This is a genomic window from Niallia sp. Kr1, assembly GCF_050389805.1.
In the GTDB taxonomy this organism is placed as follows: domain Bacteria; phylum Bacillota; class Bacilli; order Bacillales; family Cytobacillaceae; genus Bacillus_BD.
Genome location: NZ_CP130945.1, coordinates 1327768 through 1353161, shown reverse-complemented (window position 1 = coordinate 1353161; position 25394 = coordinate 1327768). Strand labels below are relative to the sequence as shown.

The window sequence follows — 25394 nt, the reverse complement described above, 5'->3', positions numbered from 1 at the left end:
ATGTTCAAAATTGATTTAAACTGTGATATGGGGGAAAGTTTTGGCTCCTATCATTTAGGGAATGACGAAAAACTATTGGATTTTGTTACCTCTGCCAATATCGCATGTGGTTTCCATGCGGGAGATCCTACCATTATGAGAAAGACCGTTCGAATGGCTTTGGATAAAAAGGTTGCAATCGGGGCCCATCCTGGGTTACCAGATCTAGCCGGATTTGGCAGAAGGAATATGCAGATCACACCTCAAGAAGCTTATGATCTAGTCCTCTATCAAATTGGGGCATTATCTGCCTTTGTCAAAGCAGAAGGTGGAAAGCTTCAGCACGTCAAGCCACATGGCGCCTTATATAATATGGCGGCTAAAGATGAACAATTATCCCTTTCAATTGCAAAAGCTATTTATCAAATGGATCCAGAACTCATTCTCTTCGGTTTATCTGGAAGTGAACTGATTAAAGCAGGGAGGAAAATCGGACTACGTTGTGCAAATGAAGTATTTGCTGATCGCACCTATCAACAAGACGGATCTTTAACTCCGAGAGCAAATGCATATGCATTAATAAACACAAACGAGGAAGCCTCCCATCAAGTCATTACGATGATAAAAAAGAGCAACGTTCGTTCTCTACAAGGAACGGATGTTTCCATAAATGCCGAAACCATCTGCATTCATGGTGACGGTAATCACGCATTAGAATTTGCAAAACATCTTGTATCTTCACTACAAAAAGAAAATATTATGATGACGAAAGCAGCAGATGTAATCGATAGCGATTAAACATCAGAACTGTCCCAGCCTCTTTTTTGTTAATTTTCACCCACCTTTTGTGTCATATTTCTGACAAATATAGACGATTTATAAATTTCAGACATAAAACTGATACAATAGACCTAGAAATATCGCGGAGGTGTGGTCCTATGAATTCTATCATTCGATGGTTAATTCCATTTATTCTTTTGATCTCATCTGGTTGTCAATCTACTTCAGGAAACAATCAGAAAATAAAAGAAGATAGCGATCCTATTTCATCTATTTCCATCATTGCTGATTCAGAAGAGGCATTAGCTCTCTTTCAGCAAGAGGAAGAAAATATTAGACAAAAATTTGGTGTTACATTAAATTATCATTTTCCAGATCGATTAAACGACAATTTAGAGGATTTCTTATTTGCTAGTCAAAAAAGTTACGATATTTATATGATCTTCCCTGCCAAAATTCCAGATTATGTAGAACGAGATCTGATAATACCTCTAGACCACTATCTCCAAAAAACAGAGGATATCGACGACATCCTTCCCGTCTATCGAAATCTATACATGAAATTTGACGGTCATCATTATGGAATGGTATATGACGGTGACACTCACCTCTTGTTTTATCGAAAAGATATTTTTGAAAAGTATAATGATGATTATAAATCACAATTTGGGAAAGATTTGGAACCACCTAAAACATGGGAAGAATATGATCAAATAGCCAAATTTCTTACAAGAGATACTGACAGTGACAACAAAATTGATTTATATGGTACCGCTATATTTGGCGGTGAAGCGAAACGGTATATTTGGTTTGCTGAGCGTTTTATTTCCATGGGCGGTCAGTACTTTGACGACCAAATGAATCCATTAATTACAAACGAACTAGGGATAAAAGCATTGACAGATTTGGTCAACTTAAATGATAGCGGTGCTACCCCTCCAAATTCTATGTATGATTGGATCGATTTAAATCATGCTTTTCTCCATGGTCAATTAGCTATGGTCGTACAATGGAGCGATACTGCTCGGTTCTCATATGATCGTAAAAATTGGAACTCGTTAGTAGCGGATAAAGTGGGCTGGACAACGGTTCCCGCAGCAGACACTAATAACCCACGAGGTGGAATTTGGATTGGCCGTGTTCTAGGTATTTCCTCCCAATCAAAAAATCCAGATAAAGCTTGGGAAGTCATCTCCTATATCGCATCAAAAACGATTAGCAAAAATGCACTAGAATCTAAGGACACAATAAACGATCCCTTTCGATATAGTCATTTTACGGAAATCGGAAAAGGTGCATTTCCAAACAAAGAAATGAATGAGGATTTACTAAATACAGTAAAGAGGAGCCTTGAAAATCCGAATGCAGATTTAATGATAACGGGCGGATGGGAATATATGCAAATACTCGACAAAAATATTTATCTTGCCTTTATACATAAATTAACACCGGAAGAGGCTTTACAAAAAACAGCAAATGAATGGGATACATTAACTGAATCCTATGGTCGCAGAGAACAAGCCCGACAGTACGAGGAATGGTTAACCCTCCTAAAGGAGTTAAAAAATCATGAAACGGCGCAATAGTTTAGTTTTTCATATTTGGATTGCGATTAATAGCATTGTTTTAACAGGTGTCCTAACCATAAGTGTTGTTTATTTATGGAGAGAAACCACTCATCTTGAAGATAGTTTGCGGAATGAAGCCATAACAGCCGCCAATACACTTAATTCAGTTATTGGTTTGTATATACTTGAAGAAGACTATTCAAAAATTACCCCCCTTACCTATTCATTGCAATCAGAACCGAACATTGCTTATGTCATTGTCAGGGACCAATTTGGGACAACCATCAACCAAAAAGGCGAAACTTACACGAACCAAATTATGAAAATTAAAGTTCCGCTGGATTATTTTCAAGTAAATATGGGGGAAGTTGAAATAGGAGTAATAACGACGAGACTAAATCAACAGAAATACAGCTTATTGTTTGATACCTTCGTAACGGCATTGGTGTACTCTCTTTTATCATTTATTATTTCCTATATTATAAGTAGAAAGCTAACAGCCCCTATCCAAAAATTAATTGATGCAACAAGAAAACTATCTAAAGGGGATCGAAATGTTAAAATTTTAGAAGAGGTAAGTATATCCGAAATCCAGGAGCTATCGGATGAATTTAATCAAATGGCAAATACCATACAAAATCATGAAACCATTCTCGTAAATGAAATCAATAAGGCAACAAAAGAACTAACAGAAAAAGTTGAAATTCTTGAAGTACTTACTAGTATTTCAAATTCTGTGTTAAAAGATGACATTTATAGTCTTGATGTGATTAAAAGTACTTTAGTTAAGGTTAAACACTATATAGAATCAGATTATATTTCCTTTTCATTCAAAAAACATAAAGACACCATTGAAATTTTCGAACTAAATGATCGTGAATCAATCGTGACAGTCGAGTTTCGATCAATGGATGTTCCTTTTGACTTCGGTATCCATCAACAAATCATTAATAAGAAACTTAAAATAGACAATCACCTTACCTATTTTGAACAGCAACTGTTTCATCGAAATTTACGTTCATTATTGATCATGCCCATTATTGCTAAAAATAAGGTGATCGGCACTTTAAACATGGCTAGCCAAAATGCATGCTTTTTCTCAATTCCGTTGATACCTAAAATGGATGTTTTTGTGAACCAAATAGCGCTTGCACTTGATCGGGTGGCAGCTAATGAATCATTACAGAAATCTGCATATCATGATTACTTAACAGGACTTCCAAATTATCGTCTATTTAAAATTAAAGCTCAAAAAGCTTTGAAACAGGCTCATAAAAATCAAACTCTTTCTTCCATTTTGTTTTTAGATTTAGACCGTTTTAAGATGGTCAATGATACATTTGGTCATGAAACTGGGGATTTATTATTAAAATATATCGCTGATCAGATTCAATCTTGCTTAAAAGATTCTGAAGTAGTTGCCCGTATTGGCGGGGATGAATTTATGATTTTATTACCTTCCCTTCTAGTACACGAAGAAGCCGTTACTGTAGCAAAATCAGTTTTAAAAACACTTGAAAACCCCATTATAAAAAAGGGTTATAAAATCCCGATTTCAGCAAGTATCGGTATTTCCTTTTATCCGGAAGATGGTGAGAATGTCGATTGTCTAATCAAGCATGCTGATCGTGCCATGTATCGGGTCAAAAAACAAGGAAAAAACAACTTTGCCATCTATTCAAAATATGAAGATAACCAATTGGAAAATCAAATATCATTAGAGAACGAACTACGAAAAGCCATTGAACGCAATGAATTTGTCGTACATTACCAACCCAAAATCAACATTCAGAATGGAACAATTGCAGGCGTGGAAGCTTTAGTCCGATGGCAGCATCCTGAGAAAGGTTTGGTCTTTCCGGGTGATTTTATTCCACTTTCCGAGGAAACCGGACATATCATTCAAATCGGAGAAATTGTTTTACAAGAAGCATGTCGGCAATGTGTCAAATGGCAAGAAATTGGTTTTCCTCCGATCCCTGTTTCGGTCAATTTGTCTATCAGACAATTTTTACAGCCAACCCTACCAGAAAAAATTAATAAGATCATTCAAGAAACTGGGATTGAACCAGGATTAGTTGAACTGGAGATAACCGAAAGTATGTCCATGGATTTTAATCAATCCTTGCCAATCTTAGAGGAATTAAAAAACCTAGGCATCCAGATAAGTGTTGATGATTTTGGAACCGGATACAGTTCTTTAAATTATTTACGTCAATTGCCAATTGATCACGTAAAAATTGATCGCTCTTTTGTTCAAGATTTAGATAAGAATCCAAATAACGAGTCCATTGTTGCCACCATCATCCAAATGGCTCATAATTTACACTTAACCGTAACAGCAGAAGGTGCGGAAACCATCGAACATGTTCGATATTTACAAAAAAATCATTGTGATGCGATCCAAGGATATTATTACAGTAAACCTGTATCGGCTTCAGAATTCGAAAATAATTATTCTCAAATAATGAAAAAAGCCTACTATACTAGTCTCTTGGACAAGAAAACGTCTTAAACAGAAAAAAGCTGTCACCAAGAAGTTGGCATAATAGTGCCCAGTCTTGCCGATAGCTTTTTTCATTTTATTTTAATTTATTTGTTAAAGTCCCGATCCCTTCAATCATGACCTGAACTTCATCACCTGACTTTAACCACACCTGCTGTTCTTCTGGATACCCTAAAATCACCCCGTCAGGTGTTCCTGAGAAAATAATATCCCCTGGTTTTAATGTGATGTGTTGGGATAGGTAACTGATAATTGTAGCACAGTCAAAAATCATATCACGAGTATTGGCCGATTGACGGATCTCTCCATTTACTCTACATTGAATATTTAAGTTTGTTGGATCTAACTCATCCGGTGTTACAATTTCAGGTCCGATTGGAGCAAATTCATCACATGTTTTACCAAGTAACCATTGACCTGAACGGAACTGGAGATCACGTGCAGATAAATCATTTCCAACTGTGTATCCAAATACATAAGATAAAGCATCTTCTTTTGAAACATTTACCGCTTCTTTCCCCATTACAATGATAAGTTCAGCCTCATAATCAAATTTTTCCGCATTTTTTGGAAGCTGAATCGTTTGATTATGTCCTGATAAAGCATTATTAAATTTGCTAAATAAAACTGGGTAACTTGGGATTTCCATATTCGATTCTTTCGCATGGTCGACATAATTCAAGCCTACACATACAATTTTTTCAGGTTGTGTTAAACAAGGTGCGTATGAAAGATTCTCTTCCGAAAGATATGATACTTCCTTAGTTGTCAATTCCATTAATAATTGTAGCGTCTGTTCACCGCCAGCAATCACTTCTTCCATATTTTTAGGTGCCTCAATCGATAACATAGAGGGAGCCTGATCCACATCGATAATTCCTTTTTCTGTTTTAATCCCTAATTTAATTTGATTGTCCAAATAAAACTGTAGAATTCTCATCTTTATACCTCCTAGGCAAATGTCTTCCCTTTACTAATTCTCTTAACATGCGACAATTTCCTTTATATTTCGAATTGTTTATTATCCAAAAAAAGCTAATAAAAAAAGAACTGCTCTTGTTTTTATCGAACAGTCCTCTTAATTAGCATTTATGTTGTTAATGAACGTGTTGGATATGAGGCTTTCTTCCAATAAATCGAAATAAAGAAACCAATAATTAGAACAACTGTAGCAAAATAATATGGATAATTTATATTCACATCAAATAGTGCCCCACCTAGAATTGGTCCAAATATATTTCCAATGCTCGTAAACATGGAATTCATCCCTCCAACAAACCCCTGTTCATTGCCAGCCATTTTAGATAAATAAGTCGTAATCGCTGGTCTGAATAAATCAAAACCAACAAACAATATAAATGTAGTAAGTACGACACCCAGATACGTTTGAACCATCGTCATCACGAGAGTAAGGAATGCGGATAAAATAAGACAATAGCTCACAATAGAGATCTCTCCGATTCTCTTAGCCATCCAGTCGAATAAAAATAGCTGAGCGACTGCACCAAACAGTCCTCCACCCATGATCACAAACGCAAGATCTTTTGGTGTAAAAGCAAATTTAACATCTAGAAAAAGACTGACAAGTGACTCAAATGAAGCCAAACCGAAGCTTGAAATTAAAATCAAAATGAATGGGATGAAATATAAAGGTTGAAGAATTTTCTTGGCTGTATCCTTCCGATCGATTTGTATCGTTTTTTGAATATCTTTGTGATAACCTCTCTCTGGTTCTTTTAATAAAAGAAAAGAAAGGATTGCCGCTACAATACCAAACATCGCCGCAACAAAAAAAGGAAGTCGAGTATGTACTTCCGCTAAAAAGCCCCCTATCCCTGGTCCCACAATAAATCCTGTATTAATCGCAGCTGACATATAACCCAATGCTTTGGATCGTTCGTTGTTTGTTGTAATATCTGCAATAAAAGCGGTAATTGCCGGCATCAAAAAAGCTGCACTTATTCCACCGAGCATACGAGAGATAAATAGAATTTGAACACTTTTTCCTACACCAAATATAAACTCAGAAATCCCAAAAATAATCAAACCAATAATGATCATTGGCTTTCGTCCAAATCGATCCACCCATTTTCCTGCAATGGGAGAAGCAATTAATTGAAATAAAGCAAACATAGCAACAAGGTATCCCATAATTGAACCGGTAATATCCAGTTCATGCATGAGGGTTGGCATAACAGGGATTACGAGTCCGATACCTAAAAAGGCAAGAAATAAATTGCCTAATAAAATAGTCAAGGTGACTTTAATATTTTTTTGTAGTCCCATTTATAAGATATCTCCTTCAGATCAGGTTTTCAACTCGAGTTTGAAAGACTTAATTATTATATCAATAAAGTGATTATACCTGTTTTTATATATCTGGCAAATAAAAAAGATATGGATAAAGCTCCTTTACTTGTAGTTGGAGAAATAAGCCTATGTCCATGAAAAAAACCCTTGAAAAATCAAGGGTTTTTTAGATGATTCCGACTGGGATCGAACCAGCGACCTCCACCCTGTCAAGGTGGCGCTCTCCCAGCTGAGCTACGGAATCGTATTTATATAATATTTATTGATCGGACATTTAATAATATATATTAGTTTCAATGCTTTGTCAATCATTCAATGAAAATAAAATAGTTTTTCCGTTTGGTAAAAGAAGTTACTACCTATTTAGAGTAGAGTGGTCTAGTCATAATCCTCCCTTCATACACATAAAATGGACAAGGGATTGAATGTCTTTGAAGGAGGAATGGCTAGTGCTAAATATGCTTAAGAAAAAAGGAATCGTTACAATATATGAAAACAATTGAAACATATTTTTTCTTACTTTGTGGGGCCATTCTTCAAGGATTATCCATGTCTTTATTTTTATTCCCACATTCCATCCCTTCTGGCGGTGGAGCAGGACTAGCTATCTTAATGAATCATTTCCTCCATCTCCCACTTGGTTTTGCACTATGGATTGCCAATGCCGTATTTTTAATTTTTGCTCTTAACTATTTTGGGTTTACATGGACATTTAGAACTTTATTATCGGTTGCTGTTACTTCAACCACCGTTAGTATTATTACGCCTCTGATTCCTCATTTTCATTTCCATATTCTTGTTGAACTCTTCATTGGAGGGATTGGTTTTGGATTGGGTGTTGGCATTCTCATTCGGAAAGGAGCTTCCAGCGGCGGGATGGTCATTCCTGCATTAATGATTTCGTCTTATCGAAATTGGAGACCAGGAAAAGTCATGATGGTCATTAATCTCATCATTTTTTTAATCACATCTATTGTAATTGATTATAAAATTGTTGCGTATGCGATTATATGCCAGCTTGTTTCCACGAATATGATTGATCTCATCCATCGTTTTAAATTCCATAAATATAAATTTTTATCTCCCAGTTGGAGAAAAAGATAAGGTTGTCTATGTTTTCCTTAAAAAAATCCAAAATATAGACAGCCTTACTCCATTTAACCACTCCACTCTTAACTTCTCCCTCTCTACCGAATGAAGCAGATAAAACATTTCTACTAAAAGGTATGAATTTTTTCCCTTCTGTCTATTATGGGAATAGCCATTTAGAAAATATTGGATAGACGCGAAGGTGAATTATGGAACAACAAAAAGATAAAGTACTTGTAAAGGAAAGCATTGAGGAAAACGTCACCTACTTAAAACAGGAGCTAGGAGTAGGAAAAAGTTTTGATATCATCCATTTAGATGTGGAGTACGCAGAACGTAAAATGGCGATGTTTTTAGTAGATGGACTAGTTAAAGACGATCTACTCCATTTATTAATGAAGTTTTTAGCAAAAGTTAAAAAGGAAGAACTCGAAAAAAACACCCTAAAGAAACTATTAAGAACATATATCCCATATATTGAAATCAGTACTACGGATGATTTAACTGAAATTGTCAGTGGGGTGTTATCCGGTCCAACAGCATTGATCATTGATGGTATTGATGAAGCAATTTTAATTGATGCACGGACATACCCAGTCCGAGGACCCGAAGAGCCCGATACAGAAAGAGTTGTTCGTGGTTCAAGAGATGGATTTGTTGAAACGATTGTTTTTAATACAGCCTTAACAAGAAGAAGAGTACGCGACCGTTCACTGCGAATGAAATTTATGCAGGTTGGTCGAAGGTCAAAAACAGATGTTGTTCTTTGTTATGTTGAGGATATTGCTGATCCGGAAACTGTCTCTAAATTAGAAGATATTATTTCCAGCATCGACACGGATGGACTCCCGATGGCTGACAAAACGATTGAAGAATATATTTCCGGTAGTTATTGGAATCCCTTTCCAGTCGTCCGTTTTACGGAAAGACCTGACACTGCAGCCACTCATCTTTTTGAAGGTCATGTCATCATCTTTGTCGATGGCTCTCCTTCAGCTATGATTACACCTGTTACCTATTGGCACCATCTCCAACATTCTGAAGAATATCGAAATAACCCAATTTCAGGTGCCTATTTACGGTTTGTTCGTTATCTAGCCGTTATTGCTTCGATCTTTTTACTTCCTTTATGGTATTTGTTTGTGATGGATCCACATCTATTACCAGAAGCTTTAAAATTTATTGGACCGAATGAAAGTGGGAATATCCCCCTTCTCATACAGTTTCTACTAATTGAAGTAGGGCTGGATATGCTGCGAATGGCTGCAATTCATACACCTACATCACTAGCTACTGCATTAGGACTTGTTGCGGCTTTGATGATTGGACAAGTAGCTGTAGAAGTAGGTTTATTCACAAATGAGGTCATCTTATACTTCTCTGTTGCAGCGATTGGGACATTTGCAACACCAAGTTATGAACTAGGTCTTGCAAATCGACTCGTAAGAATTGGTTTATTACTGTTAACGGCTACATTCCATGCACCAGGTTATATAATTGGGATTGCCTTATTCATTATTTTCCTATCGAGAATGCAATCATTTGGTGTTCCTTATTTATGGCCATTCATCCCGTTTAATATCCGGGCGATGCGTGATGTACTTATCCGTGCACCCATTCCATTGAAAAATAGACGACCGAGAATTTTAAATCCAAGAGATCCAGACCGATAATTAACGAAAATAAGAAGATCCTAAATCGAGGATCTTCTTTTTATGCTAATAGGGTACGAGTATTAAACTGTATTGTGATGCATTCATTATTTTGAACGATCATTTTATTCATTTGATTAATATGACCGATTGTGACAAATGATAGAAAAGCACGAATCCATGCACCGTGACCAAATATAAGAATATTGCTTGCTTCTTTATATTTTTCTAAAAAATGAATAATTCGACTTTCAAAATAAGTCAAGTTTTCACCAAGAATTAAATTTCGAGGATTTTCTAGCCAGTCCTCTCCCATTTCATCCATTAATTCTTTTTTGGTCCGCCCTTCAAATTTTCCAAAATCTAATTCATCTAATAATGATTCAATAGTTGTTTCAAAACCATATAAACTCGCTGTTTGCTGTGTTCTTTTTAATGTACTTGCTAAGATAAACTGAAAAGGCGCAAGCTCTTTTAATTCCCGTTTATTTAACTCTATTTGTTCTTGGACTTCTTCGGTTACCGGTAAAATATCAATATCCCTTCGTCCTTGCAACCATGTATTCACATTCCACTCTGTTGGTAGATGCCTTATAAGGGTAATTTGCATCCAGCTTCCTCCAAATAAAACGTTTCACTTCTCAACCCGCGTCTCTGTGACTCTAATTGTAGGACATCATGAATTTTTACATTTCCTAAATTTACATTTGCACCAATTTCGTTAATAAAATACATTTGTTGTTTAGGCGTTGGCGCTTCAAAAATAATTCGATTTACATCCAAATCATTCACAAGCTCACTAATGAGGTTTTCTCTCACATTCCCATTTTTCTGGTAAATACCTGATGTACCAGAATCCCTACCCTCAGTGATCACATAGGCACTGCCAACAGCAAATAATTGATTGATTTCATTCTTCCAATCTAACAGTGACATATCTTCTTCCGAATCCTTTGAACCTACTTCAGCTAAGACATGAAAATTCCTTTTTATTTTTAGAATCATTTCACAGCGATCTTCTAATGATATTGGAAAAGTACCATTGGACACTTCTACCCATTGAACCCCTAAGGAGTCTATACATGTTAAATATTCGTCCACTTTATTTTGCGAATAAGCTTTCTCAAATAAAGTTCCACCACAATATGTTTTAATCCCATATTCTTTATAAAGTTGAATTTTCTCCTTCAAATTTGGAGTTACATATGCTGAACCAATTCCAATTTTTGCAATATCAATCAATGAATGGTAATCCCGTAAGATATTTCCAAGTTCACCAATAGATATTCCTAGATCAATAATCGATGTAAGCCCATATTGTCTTTCTCCATTTGTCCTTTTCGGTAGTGTTAAAAAATCCATCTAAACTCCCCCTCTACAAACCCTAAAATAGATTATTCAAAAATTAGGTGAATGTGTAGATTTTGCTTCAGAAATTTTTTTTAAAAATATGACCATGAATAATCAATTGGCTCGAATCAAACAATAAAGTGAAACTTCTATTGTGAGGGATCATCGTTGTTTACCGATTTTTTCAATTAGATTATAAAGGATCAGAGGTGTCATCAGTGCCAAAGCAAAAACATAAAGGCATGACCATTGCTGCAATCGGATCTATTCCACTCATTCTTGTGCTCGGGAACTCTATGTTAATCCCAATATTACCAAAGATGAAAAGCGAATTAGATATTACCCAGTTTCAAACAAGTTTACTGATCTCCGTTTTTTCTATAAGTGCAGCGATCATGATTCCGATTTTAGGTTATCTATCCGACCGATTTTCACGCAAAGCGATCGTGATTCCGGCACTTATTTTATATGGGGGTGGAGGGATTTTAGCAGGCGCTGCTGCGGCATGGTTTGGCAATGCTTACACTTGGATTCTAGCTGGTCGAATCATGCAAGGGATTGGTGCTGCTGGAACCACTTCCATGGCGATGGCTTTATCGGGTGACTTATTTAAAGGCAGCGAGCAAAGTAGAGTTTTGGGGCTAGTAGAAGCATCCAATGGCTTTGGGAAAGTGGTTAGTCCCATTATCGGTTCTTTGCTTGCGTTACTTGTATGGTATGCTGTATTTTTTGCATTTCCTGTCTTTTGTTTAATTTCGATCTTGCTTGTGATTTTTTACGTAAAAGAGAAAAAATCCTACAAGGAGAGTACTCCGCTAGGTAAATATGTAAAAGGGCTGATATCTGTTTTTAAAACAGAGGGTCGATGGCTGCTAGTGGCTTACCTGGCTGGTGCAACTTGTCTCTTTACGTTATTTGGGATTTTATTTTACATTTCTGATATTCTAGAGCGCGATTATCAAATTGATGGGGTTTTAAAAGGAGCTATTTTAGCCATTCCACTTTTGTTTATGACAATAACTTCTTATATTACGGGTAGTCATATAGGAAAAAAAATGAAACGAATGAAAAAGTTAATCGTTTTTGGATTGATACTTATGACCGTTTCTTTCTCATCTTTAATTTTTTTCAAAAGTTTGATTCCTTTTTTCGCCATTCTTGTCATCAGTTCCATTGGGACGGGGCTTGCTCTTCCTTGTATAAATAGCTTTATTACAGGGTCTGTTTCCACTGACCAACGAGGGTTTGTTACTTCCTTATACGGCTCTGTTCGCTTTTTAGGCGTTGCGATCGGACCGCCGGTTTACAGCTCATTAATGGACTGGTCTCGTTCAGGGATGTTTTTATCAACTGCTGGATTAACTCTTGTAGTTGGAATCCTTTGTGCGTTTTTAATTCAAGTTGGGAAAAAAGAAAAGTCTAAAGAAACCAATAAGAAAAAAGATACGTTATTTGATAAGTTACAATTTACTTAAGGAGGATTCTCAGTGCCAGTTTATTTCTCACCAGAAGTCGTCACTCCAGAGTTTCAAGTTTTGAATGTCGTCGATGCTAAAGAAAAAGCGCTTGGAAACGTGGCTTTTTTATTTGACGAAAAGAAGCTCTATGTCTATGGGATCCTTGAAGACGAAGAAGTCGGGGCTGATTTTAAAGATATCGTCACTCCATATGTAAAAGGATTATCTAAAGCAAGACCTGGAATCGAAGTCTATTCGTGTTTATACATCGGCTGTAAAAAAATTACCCTTAACACGGATGAAGAGGAAGAAGAGTAATAATGAAAACAGACCTCTATTACTTCCAATAGAGGTCTGTTTATGTTAGGACCTATTTAATTTCAATCACACCGCTTGATACATCCATATTAATGACATGCTCACCTGTACCGTATATTCCATATAATTTTTGTTTATCTTGTACTTTATCTTTTAGTTCAAAATGATTGGATATAAATCCACTGTTCACTTCACCATCTAATGTAAAATTAGCATCCTCTGGTATGTCTAATTTCACATGTCCTGAATTTACATCTAGTTTAACAGAATCATTTAATTCATCCATTTGAATCAATAAATTTCCAGATGAAACATCTGCTTCAATTTGACCAACATGATGCTTTAAATCAATATTTCCTGAACGAACATCCATAACAGATTTTTTCGTTGTTAATGCATCAATGGTTATATTTCCTGAGCTTACATCCATTGACAGATGATTGATATGGAAATCTGTATTTCCTTTGAAATCAATATTCCCCGATCCCACCTCTAAATCGATATCCCGATTATAATCTTCAGGAATATAAACGAATAACTTAGGATTGTTAAAGAAAGAAAATGTTTGAAACCAATTCCGTTTATACTCAATCTTAATGCTATCTCCCTCTTCTTTCACTTCAACTTGCCCTTTCCCATCCAATTCAGCGACAAGATTACTTCGATTCTCCGGAATAATAATGGTACTAATGCCTGAAACATCCAATTGAATTAAATCAATATCCTTTGTAAGCGCTGCTTCTGTTCCTTTCCCAAAGGGTAACCATGACGGAATGGTTATCAAAAGAATGAAAGCCCCTGCTAAAATCACCACGAAAATCAATAGTTTTTGCAAAATATTCCCTCTTTTCTTAATTCACTTATTGTAATTTCATTCTAGTTGAAAATGCTATGGGTAACAATGTTCTGTAGATTTATTTCAATCTAAGACTTAAGATGTATGAAAATCTAAAAAATTCTATTCAACACAAAAAGGACCTATAAAGGTGGCGACCCCTAAAAATTAGATTTATTACTCTAACTTTTAGGGGTCGCCACCATGTAGGTCACTTTTCATTTCATGTATATTCATTTCAAATGGAGTTCGTTTTCTCCTCCAACGAGTTTAGTAATTTAGTAATCGATTTTAGCAATCTTTTTTCAGTTTCCGAGTCTGTAAAATTCACATCATCTTTTGTATAGGATAGTTGTGAATCTACAATATAAACACTTTCGATGAACTCTTTAGCGCCAAGTATGGAAAACAGTGGTTTGAAGGCGTACTCTACAGAAAGTAAATGAGCGATAGACCCCCCTGTTGCAATGGGAAGAACCTTTTTCCCAAAGAGTCCCTTTTCTGGAATCAAATCAAAAAAGCTTTTTAAAACTCCAGTATAGCTTGCCTTATAAACTGGACTTAAGACAATAAGTGCATCTGCTTGTTCTACTAAAGTTAAAGCATTAATAATTTCAGGATTTTTAAACTGAGCATAAATTAATGCTTCTGGTGGCAGATCCCGAATTTGGAGCTTATTAACAAAGTGTCCATGATTCTCTATAATTGGTTTTAAATACGTAGCCAAAGCGGATGTTCGTGAAACCTTTGTCGGACTGCCTGAGATCATTAAGATATTGGCCATGAAAGTCACCTTTCTTAAATTGATTTCACCTTATCTGGTGAGATTTGATTCGCAATTACTTCTCCGAATGGACCACTGATACCATTGCCCGAATATTGATTCTTATTTAAAGATAATAATGGAAAAACTAGTTCAGCAAATTGATAGGCTTCCTCTAAATGTGGATAACCTGATAAAACAAATGTATCAATACCTAGACTTTGATATTCTTTAATTCTGTCTGCTACTTGTATAGGATCCCCAACCAATGCGGTACCAGCACCTCCACGAACGAGACCCACACCTGCCCAAAGATTCGGGCTAATTTCTAAGGAATCCCTATCTCCTTTGTGTAACTGTGCCATTTTTTGTTGTCCTACAGAATCCATCCGTGCAAATACTTTTTGGGCAGCATTTATGGTGTCTTGATCAACATATTTAATCAGTCGATTTGCTTCATTCCAAGCTTCTTCCTCTGTTTCTCTTACAATTACATGGAGTCGTATTCCAAAACGTACCTTTCTTCCCTCTTTCTCAGCTAATTTACTTACATCATTTATTTTTTGTGCCACTTGTGCTGGTGGTTCTCCCCATGTTAAGTAGACATCTGAATGTTTGGCAGCAACGGTCTGCCCTGCTGGTGAGGACCCACCGAAATAAATAGGAGGATGAGGATGTTGAACAGGCGGGAACAATAGTTTTCCACCTTCCACTTTTAAATGATTGCCCGAAAAATTTACTTCTTTCCCTTCCAGAAGCCTGCGCCATATCGCTAAAAATTCATCTGTTATTTCGTATCGTTCATCATGGGAAAGGAATAGTCCATCCCCTGCAAGTTCAACAGGATCTCCACCAGCAACAACATTAATAAGCAAACGTCCATCTGAAATACGATCGACAGTTGAAGCCATTCTTGCGGCTACGGCAGGTGTCATGATACCTGGGCGAACAGCTATCAAAAATTTTAACTTTTCAGTAACTGCAGCAAGAGATGATGCTAGTGTCCAAGGATCCTCGCAAGATCTTCCAGTAGGAATTAACACTCCTGTATACCCTAGACGATCTGCCGCTTGTGCTACTTGACGAAAATAAGAAAAGTCTGCTAGACGACCTCCTTTTGTTGTTCCTAAATAACGACTATCACCATGCGTTGGAATAAACCATAATATTTCCATTTAAAAACACTCCTTTTATCTCTTTTTAATTTAAAGTTAACCACTGTGTTTAGGTGGTTTTAAATCAATAAAACTCCAATTTTTCTTACGAAGCACTATTCTTTCCGTCAAAATTATCACGCCATTTTAATAACTTCGATTCAAGAAATCGAACTAACGAATCTCCTAATTTACCACCAACAGCAAATAGAATGATTCCGACAAACACGACATCAGTACGAGAAAATTGTCTTGCATCCATAATCAAATACCCGATTCCTTCACTTGCTCCCATTAACTCTGAAACAACCAATCCTAGCCAAGCAGCTCCAAGGGATAATCGCACCCCTAATAAAATATTTGGCAAAGCAGCCGGAAAAATTAGTTTTGTAATTTGTTTTCGTTTACTAAATTCCAAAATACGTGCGACATCGAATAATTTTTTATCTACGCCTCTAATCCCTGATAATGTGTTCACATATATTGGAAAAAAAGCTCCTAGGCCGATTAACAGCACCTTTGATAACTCTCCTAAACCAAACCAAAGTATAAAAAGTGGTGTTAAGGCTAAATGCGGTATGGTCCTTAACATTTGCAGGGTTGGATCCACATATTGTTCTATTAAATTAGAAAGTCCTGTTATCGCTCCAAACAATAAACCTAAACCAGCTCCAATCAGAAAACCGATCACTGCCCGTGTTAAGCTAATTTGCAAATGACTAGCTAATTCACCTGAAACGATTAATGCTTGAAAGGTTTGTAAAATATCAAGCGGTGTTGGTAAGACTGTTTTTGGTATTTCAAAAAAAGTACCAACTAATTGCCAAATAATGATCATGATGAGGGGAACTACAACCCCTCTTAGCATGACGGTATTTACCTTTTTTCCTTTAATCCCTTTTTTAATAGTTGGAGCATTTTCAACCCTTTGAGAAATTAGCGCTCTACTCAATTGTCGTTACCTCCTAAGATTCTTCTTCCATTTCTTTTAAAGCTTTTTCAATGTAGGTATTATCAACCACATCAGATGTATCTATTTTCTTTGGAATAATTTCTAATTCATGTTGGAAATCGGCTGTTTCCTGTTGGTCTTTTATAATTTCGTCTGTTATTGGAAGATTTAAAGCTTCATTATTTTCTAATACTCTGCGAACGACTTCTTTGTCTATCTTTCTTGATTCTGCATAAATGTCAATCGTTTCTTCTCTATTTTCATTTTGGTATAAACGAGCTTTTTCGTATACTTTCAGGAATAAAACAGCTAGATCTGGGTGTTCTTTAATAAATTCAGTACGTGCAATAATAAAACCGGGTGAATATAATTTTAATGACTCACCATCAGCTAATATCCTTGCATCATGATTTAGAAATTGAAGGGAAATAAATGGTTCCCAGATTGACCATGCATCAATTGCACCCGATTCAAAAGCAGGTAATGCTTCGTCAGGCTGAAGTTGAATTAGTTCAATATCTTCTGGAGCTAAACCAGCTTGAGTAAGAGCCTTATTTAAAAAGTCAAAGCCACTGCTCCCTTTAGCTACTCCTATCTTTTTTCCTTTTAAATCTTCTAATGTCTTAATAGGACTGTCATTTTTTACAAGTATGGCATTTTCCTTTAAACCGTCTTTAGTCAATGCTATTTCTGTAAAAGGAATACCCGCTCCTTGTGCCGAGATAACAGGTGAATTTCCAACAGCTCCAAAATCTAATCTATTCGCAGTCATCGCCTCAAAATGTGGAGGGCCACTTTGAAAAACGGTCCATTTTATATCTACTCCAACTTTAGCAAATTCTTCTTCAAACCAACCTTTTTCTTTAGCAAGTAATAATGGTCCTAAGCTTTGCTGAATTCCTATATTGACTGTTAACTCTTCTTTGTTAGAATTCTGCTGATCGGCTGAACTCGATGTGGACGAGCATCCTGTTAATAATACGAAAACGAATGTTAATAAAATAAATAAATGTGCTTTTAACTTCATGATTTTTCTCCTCCTAAATTCCTGAGCCATCTAGTAGCTGTATTTCTTCTACTTTCTCAAATTCACTAACAACTTTTCTCCGATAATCTTGAAAAGCTTCACTTGTTCTTTTCCGTGGATACGATAAACCAATCGGAATCGCCTTGCTAATTTGACCTGGTCTGGCACTCATAATGAACACACGATTGGCTAAATAAATCGATTCATCAATATCATGTGTAACAAGGATCATGGTTGTTTTCTTTTGTTCCCAAATATCCAAGAGAACATCCTGTAAATGATTTCTAGTAAAAGCGTCGAGTGCACCAAACGGTTCATCCAATAATAAAACTTCTGGATCCCGTAATAATGCTCGAGCAATAGCAACACGCTGTGACATTCCGCCTGATATTTCTTTTGGATAAGCTTTTTCAAATCCCTTTAATCGGACAATTTCAATCAGTTCGTCGATCCGTTTTCGTACTTGAGGATCATTAAGTGATAAATCTGCTGCAATATTTTTTTCTACAGTCAGCCAAGGAAATAGTCGATGTTCTTGAAAGACAAATCCTTTCTTAATACTTGGTCCTGTACTTTCGTGGTTATTAATTTTAATACTTCCAGCAAAATCATCGTCCAGGCCAGCTAAAAGCTTTAAGAGAGTACTTTTCCCACAACCACTAGGACCGATGATGGTAACAAGCTCTCCCTTATTCACCTCAACATGGATATCATGTAATACTTTTATTTGGCTATGCTGCTTTGTAAAAGTTTTATTAAGTGATGAAATAGACACACTCATTTGTTTATCCCTCCTAATCCCAATTTGTTTTTAAACTAAACTTAACCAATAAACTAACTCGGATTAATAGAATAAAAAAAGTCCTTAACTATATGGATTAAGTTAAGGACCTTCGGTAGACCGATCAGTCTCGTTTAGTTTATTTGTTAATTATCATAATAAAAACCTAATACATCGTCAATATATTTTCATAATATTAACAATTTAATATTTATTAAATATTTTCGTTAATTTATTTGAACTGTCAGGATTAAATAACAAAATCCTCAGATATGAATACCCTCACTTCCTTTGGACGTACATAAACAACTTCTCCTGTTTTAAGGTTTAACTCCGCAAAATCTTCTTTGCTAATTTCAGCTTCTACATATTCATCTGAGTCCTGCAATTTCATCTCAATATATACAACTGGACCTACTGAGTGGAAAAATTTTACAATTGATGGAATACTGTCTTCCGCTTGCTTTACCCGCTCCACAGCTAAATGGTGCGGGCGAACATAACCAACTGCCTCGGTATTGTCTGCATCTAAATGTTCAGGTGCTTCTAGTTGGGCATTTCCAAGATTCAACTTCCCGTTGTTCAACCGACCATGAAATAAGTTCACATTTCCAAGGAAGTCATAAACAAATGGACTTGCCGGGTGGTCATACACTTCATCCGGAGTTCCTAACTGCTCGATTTTCCCTTCATTCATGACAACAATTTGATCGGCAACATCGAGTGCCTCTTCTTGATCATGCGTGACAAATACACTTGTGATATGAACCTCATCATGTAGCTTCCGAAGCCATCGTCGCAATTCTTTTCTTACCTTTGCATCCAATGCACCAAAAGGTTCATCAAGTAGTAAAATTCGAGGCTTTACGGCTAATGCCCGTGCAAGCGCTACCCGTTGCCCTTGTCCTCCTGATAATTGAGAAGGAAAACGATCGGCAAATCCTTCTAATTTTACTAAAGATAAAAGCTCTTGAACGGTTTCTTTAATCTCAGCAGCAGAAGGACGTTCTCTCCTTTTCCGAACCTTTAATCCAAAAGCAATATTTTCAAAAACAGTCATATGCTTAAATAAAGCATAGTGTTGAAAAACAAAACCAACTTGCCTTTGCTTCACATGGACATCGGTTAAATCTTCCCCATCAAAAAGAATCGTTCCATCATCAACAGACTCTAACCCAGCAATAATGCGAAGTAACGTTGTTTTTCCAGATCCGGACGGACCTAATAGAGCAACCAACTTTCCATCTGAAATTTCTAAATTGATATTCTCTAATGCTTGAAATGAACCAAATTTCTTTGATACATTTTGAATTTGTATAGACATAGTCACTACACACCTCGACCTTCACGTTTCACTGTTTTCCATTCAATGATACTTTTTATAATTAATGTCATAATCGCCATGATCGACATAAGAGATGCCACGGCAAAGGATGCCGAAAATTGGTATTCATTATATAAAATCTCTACATGTAATGGCATAGTATTCGTTTCCCCACGGATTCGTCCTGAAACGACCGATACAGCACCAAATTCGCCAATCGCCCGGGCATTACATAAGATCATTCCGTATAATAGGCCCCATTTAATATTTGGTAGGGTCACTCGCCAAAACATCTGCCATCCGTTTGCACCTAAGGAAACAGCTGCCTCCTCTTCAGAACTGCCCTGTGCCTGCATAACAGGTATTAACTCACGGGCCACAAATGGGAGGGTGACAAAAATAGTAGCTATAACAATCCCCGGTACCGAAAAAATAATTTTGATCCCATGATCAACAAGCCATGGGCCGAGTACTCCGCGTGGACTAAATAGTAATACGAACACTAAACCCGCAATGACCGGTGAAACGGCAAATGGCAGTTCTAATAAAGACAGGAGAACTTGTTTGCCTCTAAAACGGAATTTCGTTACTGCCCATGCTGCGGCAATTCCAAAGATCGTATTTAACGGAACAACGATAATGGCAACGAGCAAGGTTAATTGAATAGCAGATTGAGCATCACTTTCCGTTATTGCAGCTAAATAGACATCTACTCCCTTTTCAAAGGCCTTCACAAATATGGCAATCAACGGAACAAATAGTAATAAGGATAAATAGAGGATGGCTATAGATATAAGGGTAATTTTAACCCCTTTTGTATTTTTTCGTTTTTGAATCGGCACTCGTTCGATTGGTTTTTCTAATGATGGTTCCATAACTTCACCTACTCCTCGGCAAGCTCATGCTTGCGGCTCCACATTTGAATAAGATTAATCAAAATTAAACATAAGAAAGAAATAATCAGCATAACGACCGCAATTGCCGTTGCCCCCGTATAATCAAATTGCTCTAGCTTAGTCATAATCATTAATGGAGCAATCTCCGTTTTCATCGGCATATTCCCCGCGATAAATACAACCGATCCATATTCACCAAGACCCCTTGCAAAGGCTAATGAAAACCCTGATAAAAGTGCTGGTAATATTTGTGGAAAAATAACCTTTCGAAAAATTTGGAAAGGAGATGCCCCTAGACTCTCGGCAGCTTCTTCCACTTCATTTTCAATATCTTGTAACACAGGTTGAACCATACGGACGATAAACGGCAGTCCAATGAAAGTGAGAGCAAGGGTAATACCAAGGGGAGAAAAGGCAATTTGAATATTGAATGGTTCAAAAAATTGTCCAATCCAACCATTTGTGGAATATAAAGTTGTCAGTGTAATCCCAGCGACTGCCGTGGGTAAAGCAAAGGGTAAATCGATGAGTGCATCCAATATCCGTTTTCCTGGAAACGTATAACGAACTAGCACCCAGGCAACGATTAATCCGAAGACTGCATTAATGGCAGCCGCTGCTATAGCAGTCCCAAAACTAATTTTATAGGAATGAAGTACACGCTCACTTGTAACAATATCAATAAATTCTCCCCATCCAAGCTGTGAGGTTTGGATAAACACCATGGATAGAGGGATTAAAACTAATAGGCTAAGGTACAAACTAGTAAATCCAAGTGACAACCCAAAGCCTGGCAGCACTCGCTTCTTTTTCCTTTTCATCATCATCCTTCTCCTTAAGAAAAACGTAAGGCACCCGTTTTTTCACAACATATGTCTTTCCTGATTATTGGGTGCCTTGTTCTCTTCTAAACTACTAATCTTGTATTCTTTTACTTTATTGAATATAGATGGAATCAAAAACTCCGCCATCACTAAAATGAGTTTCCTGTGCTTTTGTCCATCCACCAAACACTTCATCAATCGTTAATAATTCTACTTCTGGGAATTGATCCGCATATTTTTCGGCAATTTTTTCGTCACGTGGACGGTAGAAGTTTTTGGCCGCAAGTTCCTGACCTTTTTCACTGTACAGATATTCTAAATAAGCTTCAGCAACTTCTCTTGTTCCCCTTCTATCAACGACTTCGTCTACGATCGCAACGGGTGGTTCTGCTAAGATACTGATGGATGGAGCAATAATTTCAAATTCATCTTCGCCTAATTCTTTCAAGGATAATAATGATTCATTTTCCCAAGCAATGAGCACATCACCAATTTCTTTTTCAACAAAAGTGGTCGTGGATCCACGTGCACCAGAATCTAAAACTTCCACATTTTCATAAAGCTTTTTAACAAATTCTTTTGCTTTTTCTTCATCGTTGTTGTTTTGTTTTAATGCATATCCATATGCAGCTAAATAATTCCAACGTGCTCCACCAGATGTTTTTGGATTTGGCGTAATAACAGATACATCGTCTTTTATTAAATCATCCCAGTCCTTAATTCCTTTAGGATTTCCTTTACGAACTAAAAAGACCATTGTAGATGTATAAGGCGCTGAATTATTTTCAAAGTTCTGAATCCAATCTTCAGATAATAATTTTTGTTGGGCAATCGCATCAATATCATAAGCAAGTGCTAAGGTCACAACATCTGCTTCTATACCATCTATAACAGAACGTGCTTGGCTTCCAGAACCGCCATGTGATTGTTTAATTGTCACATCTTGACCTGTTTCTTCTTTCCAATACTTTGCAAATTCTTTGTTGAATTGGTCGTAAAGTTCACGAGTTGGATCATAGGAAACGTTTAATAATTCAACAGATTCCTTTTTTGTTTCTCCTTGACTATTGCTGTTTTCACTGCTGCTTGTGTCAGTTGACGAGCAACCTGCTAGCAAAACAAATGATGAGATCAATATGGTTGCCATCTTTGCTAATCTTTTTTTCTTCATGTTCATGTCGTAAAGTCCTCCTAAAATGGATTATTTTAAATACAAAAAGACACACAACAGTTAAGGGATAGTGGTTCCTTGAGTTTGTTGTGTGCCTTCAGTTTGACTGATCGGCTTTATCCAATTGTATTTATTTAAACTCATTGTATTCAGATAAATCAGATATGTCAACTATGAATTTTGTTTATTCTAAAAATTATTATTTCCATCTTTTATTCAAAATACTTATAAAGATTCATGATCTTCAACCTTACATATTAGACAATTTAAATAATTTTCTAATTATTAAAAACACACTTGACACATTGGAATTATATGTTTTAAGATAGATTTACATTACTATAAATGGATGATATCGCATGCTGATTGGACCACCAAAGGCACCTGACCCGTTTTCTGGGATAGGTGCCTTATTTAGTAAAAAAAATGGGGGTGTGGAAGTATGGCAGTCATTGATCAAGGTAAGTTAAATCATATTTTAGCTTTATTAGAGAAAATAAAATTTGGGTCAGTTACAATCGTAATCCATGAAGGGCAAATCACACAATTAGATGTAGTGGAAAAACATCGCTTTCAAAAGCAAGGGAAATAACAACGTGGTCTTTCATTTCTCCCATATTCGACAACTGCTTTCAAAATAAAAAAACATAAGTTCACAAAAAAAGTGGCAAACTTAATGTGAAACAAGAAAGGAGTAGTGAATATGACGAAAAAATACAATAAAGGCAGTAAAAATCAAAATGCACCAGAGTTACACGGAAAAGCTCCGATTAGTGGGGACAACAGTAAAGGAAATAAACGAAATAAAGATAAAAATGACAAAACAGATGGGATTGTTTAAATGACAAAACCGGTCGTAATGACCGGTTTTGCTTATTCTTCCCCACCTGTAATCTTAATGGCTGCTGTTTCTGTTGTCACATAAGTCGGTACTGTATTATCATGTTTATCTTCCCCATAAAAAGCCTCATCAAGTTTCATATTGGTATCTGTTACGGAATGACCCTCAATCTGATTTGTATTATTGTTACCTTCATTCATTCTTTCATTTAATTTTAAATTCGCTTCATTCGCTCGTAAATCAAATCGTTGTTTTTGGTCCATAAAAATTCCCTCCTTTCCTTTTAGTATGTTTCACAACGACAAAAACATCCGATAACGGATGTTTATTTAATAAATGCAATTAAGGTTATTCCGATAAAGACTAATGTCAATAAATGTGCCCCGTTAATTCGTAAGCCGATTTGGTTTCCAGCAATAGAGCTAAAACGACTAACCATTAAATTCAGTCCTGAAAAAGGGCTTAATGCGGTTGTAGTTGCCCATGTCAATAATAACGTTAAGGTTAACGCTAAACTGCTAATCCCCAATTCACTGGAATCTAATTGCATGGCTAACACACCGACCGCAGCAATTTGATGAATTCCGATAAAGGTTATCCCAAAAACAATGACAAAAATAGCAATTGCAAATAGAATAAACGACTTCTGAGATAAAACGGTCAAAAACGCACTTACCCCGTTCATGATACTCGTATCTTTTAAAGCATATGCAAGCATACCTGCACTCATAAATAGCATGATCTCATTATTCAACATCGGAACTGTTCGATCTTTAAAATCAATCAGTGGAGGAAGCAGCATTTTCCACTTTTTTGTAAAAAGACCATATAAAAGAGGAACGATGATGGATAGTAAACAAACAATAACTACCATGGACCAATGAGTTAATTTTTCCATAACTAAGCATGATGAGATTAATAAAAATACAAATAATACAAGCTTATATAGATTCCTACGATGATGATTAGTAAAAGGGACTGGTAATGCTGCCGCGCCAAAGTTTAATGTATTTTTCCTCGCCCAGAACGCAAAGAAGAGATTTCCCAACAAAAGGGATAGGATCGATAACCCAATTCCATAAATAAAATAGTCACGGTATGCTACATGTTGATAATGAAGCACCAAGGTAACAGAAGCAAAGTAAGGTGACCACAGCATGGCTGTTGAAAACCCAACGACATAGCTTTTAGCGGACATTGCAGGTGGAAGCTTTAATTCCTCAAGAAAATCATGAATAATTCGTACCGATCCCAAATTTAAGATGGGACCTAATACAAATAAAGTACTCGTAATTCCAGCATATAACTTTTTAGGCTGATGCAAAAAGTTTCCCAACAGAATCGAAACCGATTCAAAATAACCACCTAGCCTTAGTGGAACTGCAATTAATGGTACAAGTGTAATCAAACACAGTAAAGGTAAAATGAGAAAAATTCCCTCACTTATTCCATTGATTCCTGTACCTTTCCCCAACTCAATGATAAACCCAATTGTCATCATCGAAAGTCCAATTATTCTCGGAAAACGATCCGCCTTTGTTGTACTGCCAAAAAAAGCTAGTAAAGCAAACAATACGACCGCATATTGTAGCCAATGGCTTCCGACAAAGTATTGGATTAAAAATAGCAAACACATACCTAAGATGAGATAGCTTCTCATGTTACCGCTCCTTTTAAAAAATCCAATTTAAGTAAATAAAGGTTAGGAAACACAATAAATATATATTTAAAATTCTAAATATTTCCTCTCAAACAGTGTACTCCTTAAATACAAAAGAGTCTATTATTTTTTACTGAGTGTAAGGAACGAAAAAGAC

25 protein-coding genes and 1 tRNA gene are annotated in these 25394 nt (G+C 36.3%); 9 read left to right on the top strand and 17 right to left on the bottom strand.

Annotated elements, in window-relative coordinates; genetic code table 11:
• From Q5760_RS06745 to Q5760_RS06735, 3 genes are all read left to right on the top strand, one after another.
• Positions 1-777: a 5-oxoprolinase subunit PxpA gene (locus Q5760_RS06745; RefSeq protein WP_428911435.1), complete on the top strand. Its 777-nt coding sequence runs from the start codon at positions 1-3 to the stop codon at positions 775-777.
• 140 nt (positions 778-917) lie between these two features.
• A complete protein-coding gene (locus Q5760_RS06740; RefSeq protein WP_428911434.1) occupies positions 918-2345 on the top strand; it encodes an ABC transporter substrate-binding protein in 1428 nt (475 codons plus the stop codon).
• Positions 2329-4842, top strand: a complete 2514-nt coding sequence (locus Q5760_RS06735) for an EAL domain-containing protein (RefSeq protein WP_428911433.1) — start codon at positions 2329-2331, stop codon at positions 4840-4842. The genes Q5760_RS06740 and Q5760_RS06735 overlap by 17 nt, the downstream gene beginning before the upstream one ends.
• Positions 4843-4909: 67 nt before the next feature.
• Here the strand turns inward: Q5760_RS06735 and Q5760_RS06730 are convergent, their stop codons facing one another.
• From Q5760_RS06730 to Q5760_RS06720, 3 genes are all read right to left on the bottom strand, one after another.
• Positions 4910-5773 carry a fumarylacetoacetate hydrolase family protein gene (locus Q5760_RS06730; protein ID WP_428911432.1) on the bottom strand — a complete coding sequence of 288 codons (864 nt, stop codon included), beginning with the start codon at positions 5771-5773 and terminating at the stop codon, positions 4910-4912.
• Between the two features lie 149 nt (positions 5774-5922).
• Positions 5923-7119 (bottom strand): MFS transporter, encoded by a 1197-nt coding sequence (locus tag Q5760_RS06725; RefSeq protein ID WP_428911431.1) that lies wholly within the window; start codon positions 7117-7119, stop codon positions 5923-5925.
• A gap of 195 nt (positions 7120-7314) precedes the next feature.
• Positions 7315-7387: transfer RNA gene (locus Q5760_RS06720), tRNA-Val, on the bottom strand.
• 245 nt (positions 7388-7632) lie between these two features.
• Here Q5760_RS06720 and Q5760_RS06715 point away from each other — a divergent pair.
• Together Q5760_RS06715 and Q5760_RS06710 are read left to right on the top strand one after the other, a co-directional pair.
• On the top strand, positions 7633-8247 hold the full coding sequence (locus Q5760_RS06715) for a YitT family protein (RefSeq protein WP_428911430.1): 615 nt from the start codon (positions 7633-7635) through the stop codon (positions 8245-8247).
• Positions 8248-8441: 194 nt separating this feature from the next.
• Positions 8442-9905 (top strand): spore germination protein, encoded by a 1464-nt coding sequence (locus Q5760_RS06710; RefSeq protein ID WP_428911429.1) that lies wholly within the window; start codon positions 8442-8444, stop codon positions 9903-9905.
• Positions 9906-9945: 40 nt separating this feature from the next.
• Here the strand turns inward: Q5760_RS06710 and Q5760_RS06705 are convergent, their stop codons facing one another.
• Both Q5760_RS06705 and Q5760_RS06700 read right to left on the bottom strand, forming a co-directional pair.
• Positions 9946-10494, bottom strand: a complete 549-nt coding sequence (locus Q5760_RS06705; RefSeq protein WP_428911428.1) for a histidine phosphatase family protein — start codon at positions 10492-10494, stop codon at positions 9946-9948.
• The gene (locus Q5760_RS06700) at positions 10476-11246 is read right to left on the bottom strand and encodes a phosphosulfolactate synthase (RefSeq protein ID WP_428911427.1); all 771 of its coding nucleotides are present in this window, start codon (positions 11244-11246) and stop codon (positions 10476-10478) included. The genes Q5760_RS06705 and Q5760_RS06700 overlap by 19 nt, the downstream gene beginning before the upstream one ends.
• Before the next feature lie 230 nt (positions 11247-11476).
• On the opposite strand from Q5760_RS06700, the gene Q5760_RS06695 reads away from it, so the two are divergent.
• Positions 11477-12709: an MFS transporter gene (locus Q5760_RS06695; protein WP_428912513.1), complete on the top strand. Its 1233-nt coding sequence runs from the start codon at positions 11477-11479 to the stop codon at positions 12707-12709.
• A gap of 12 nt (positions 12710-12721) precedes the next feature.
• Entirely contained in the window at positions 12722-13009 is a 288-nt protein-coding gene (locus Q5760_RS06690; RefSeq protein WP_428911426.1) for a hypothetical protein, read from the top strand.
• A gap of 52 nt (positions 13010-13061) precedes the next feature.
• Here the strand turns inward: Q5760_RS06690 and Q5760_RS06685 are convergent, their stop codons facing one another.
• The 10 genes from Q5760_RS06685 to Q5760_RS06640 form a co-directional block, all read right to left on the bottom strand.
• Positions 13062-13844: a DUF4097 family beta strand repeat-containing protein gene (locus tag Q5760_RS06685; RefSeq protein ID WP_428911425.1), complete on the bottom strand. Its 783-nt coding sequence runs from the start codon at positions 13842-13844 to the stop codon at positions 13062-13064.
• 238 nt (positions 13845-14082) lie between these two features.
• On the bottom strand, positions 14083-14628 hold the full coding sequence (gene ssuE, locus Q5760_RS06680) for an NADPH-dependent FMN reductase (protein ID WP_428911424.1): 546 nt from the start codon (positions 14626-14628) through the stop codon (positions 14083-14085).
• A 14-nt stretch (positions 14629-14642) separates the two neighbouring features.
• On the bottom strand, positions 14643-15782 hold the full coding sequence (ssuD, locus tag Q5760_RS06675; protein WP_428911423.1) for an FMNH2-dependent alkanesulfonate monooxygenase: 1140 nt from the start codon (positions 15780-15782) through the stop codon (positions 14643-14645).
• Between the two features lie 85 nt (positions 15783-15867).
• Complete coding sequence (locus Q5760_RS06670) at positions 15868-16668, bottom strand: ABC transporter permease (RefSeq protein WP_428912512.1); 801 nt, start codon at positions 16666-16668, stop codon at positions 15868-15870.
• Between the two features lie 58 nt (positions 16669-16726).
• On the bottom strand, positions 16727-17740 hold the full coding sequence (locus tag Q5760_RS06665; RefSeq protein WP_428911422.1) for an aliphatic sulfonate ABC transporter substrate-binding protein: 1014 nt from the start codon (positions 17738-17740) through the stop codon (positions 16727-16729).
• A gap of 13 nt (positions 17741-17753) precedes the next feature.
• Positions 17754-18521 carry an ABC transporter ATP-binding protein gene (locus tag Q5760_RS06660; protein WP_428911421.1) on the bottom strand — a complete coding sequence of 256 codons (768 nt, stop codon included), beginning with the start codon at positions 18519-18521 and terminating at the stop codon, positions 17754-17756.
• A gap of 250 nt (positions 18522-18771) precedes the next feature.
• Complete coding sequence (locus Q5760_RS06655; RefSeq protein ID WP_428911420.1) at positions 18772-19845, bottom strand: sulfate/molybdate ABC transporter ATP-binding protein; 1074 nt, start codon at positions 19843-19845, stop codon at positions 18772-18774.
• 5 nt (positions 19846-19850) lie between these two features.
• On the bottom strand, positions 19851-20720 hold the full coding sequence (gene cysW / locus Q5760_RS06650) for a sulfate ABC transporter permease subunit CysW (protein WP_428911419.1): 870 nt from the start codon (positions 20718-20720) through the stop codon (positions 19851-19853).
• A gap of 8 nt (positions 20721-20728) precedes the next feature.
• Positions 20729-21562 carry a sulfate ABC transporter permease subunit CysT gene (gene cysT, locus Q5760_RS06645; protein ID WP_428912511.1) on the bottom strand — a complete coding sequence of 278 codons (834 nt, stop codon included), beginning with the start codon at positions 21560-21562 and terminating at the stop codon, positions 20729-20731.
• 115 nt (positions 21563-21677) lie between these two features.
• Positions 21678-22742 carry a sulfate ABC transporter substrate-binding protein gene (locus tag Q5760_RS06640; RefSeq protein ID WP_428911418.1) on the bottom strand — a complete coding sequence of 355 codons (1065 nt, stop codon included), beginning with the start codon at positions 22740-22742 and terminating at the stop codon, positions 21678-21680.
• A 436-nt stretch (positions 22743-23178) separates the two neighbouring features.
• Here Q5760_RS06640 and Q5760_RS06635 point away from each other — a divergent pair, with 436 nt between their 5' ends.
• Both Q5760_RS06635 and Q5760_RS06630 read left to right on the top strand, forming a co-directional pair.
• Positions 23179-23328 carry a YezD family protein gene (locus tag Q5760_RS06635; RefSeq protein WP_428911417.1) on the top strand — a complete coding sequence of 50 codons (150 nt, stop codon included), beginning with the start codon at positions 23179-23181 and terminating at the stop codon, positions 23326-23328.
• A gap of 111 nt (positions 23329-23439) precedes the next feature.
• Complete coding sequence (locus Q5760_RS06630) at positions 23440-23577, top strand: hypothetical protein (protein ID WP_428911416.1); 138 nt, start codon at positions 23440-23442, stop codon at positions 23575-23577.
• A gap of 32 nt (positions 23578-23609) precedes the next feature.
• Here the strand turns inward: Q5760_RS06630 and Q5760_RS06625 are convergent, their stop codons facing one another.
• A complete protein-coding gene (locus tag Q5760_RS06625; protein ID WP_428911415.1) occupies positions 23610-23840 on the bottom strand; it encodes a hypothetical protein in 231 nt (76 codons plus the stop codon).
• A gap of 62 nt (positions 23841-23902) precedes the next feature.
• The gene (locus tag Q5760_RS06620; RefSeq protein ID WP_428911414.1) at positions 23903-25237 is read right to left on the bottom strand and encodes a hypothetical protein; all 1335 of its coding nucleotides are present in this window, start codon (positions 25235-25237) and stop codon (positions 23903-23905) included.
• Positions 25238-25394: the final 157 nt, after the last annotated feature.